This window comes from Streptomyces iakyrus, assembly GCF_000717055.1.
Lineage (GTDB): Bacteria > Actinomycetota > Actinomycetes > Streptomycetales > Streptomycetaceae > Streptomyces > Streptomyces iakyrus.
In genome coordinates this window covers 1-352 of the sequence record NZ_JNXI01000119.1, presented here as the reverse complement: position 1 = coordinate 352, position 352 = coordinate 1, and the positions used below count along the sequence as shown (strand labels likewise).

General features: G+C 66.2%; 1 protein-coding gene. It reads left to right on the top strand.

Annotated elements, in window-relative coordinates; all coding sequences use genetic code 11:
* Positions 1-14: 14 nt before the first annotated feature.
* Positions 15-352, top strand: a 338-nt coding sequence (locus OO68_RS49000) for an SDR family NAD(P)-dependent oxidoreductase (protein ID WP_245237471.1), incomplete at its 3' end; no start/stop codon positions are given.

The window sequence follows — 352 nt, the reverse complement described above, 5'->3', positions numbered from 1 at the left end:
GCAGCCTGCGTGCAATGGTCGACGATATCGCCGCCAGATACGGCCGGCTCGATATCGTCGTGCACAATGCCGGCGGCTGTCCGTGGGCCTCGCTGGACGAACTCGATGAGGCCAAGCTCGACGAGACACTGAGGCTCAACCTGAGCGCCGGCATCTGGCTCGCCCAGGCCGCAATTCCGCACATGCGCGCCAACGGTTTTGGACGCATCCTCGTTACGTCCTCGGTATCGGCGCGCGTCACGATGGGCGGCGGCGCCCATTACTCGGCGGCGAAGGCCGGCGTCAACGCGTTTATCCGCGGTGCCGCTTTCGAGCTGGCCCGCGACGGCATCACGGTCAATGGCGTCGAAGC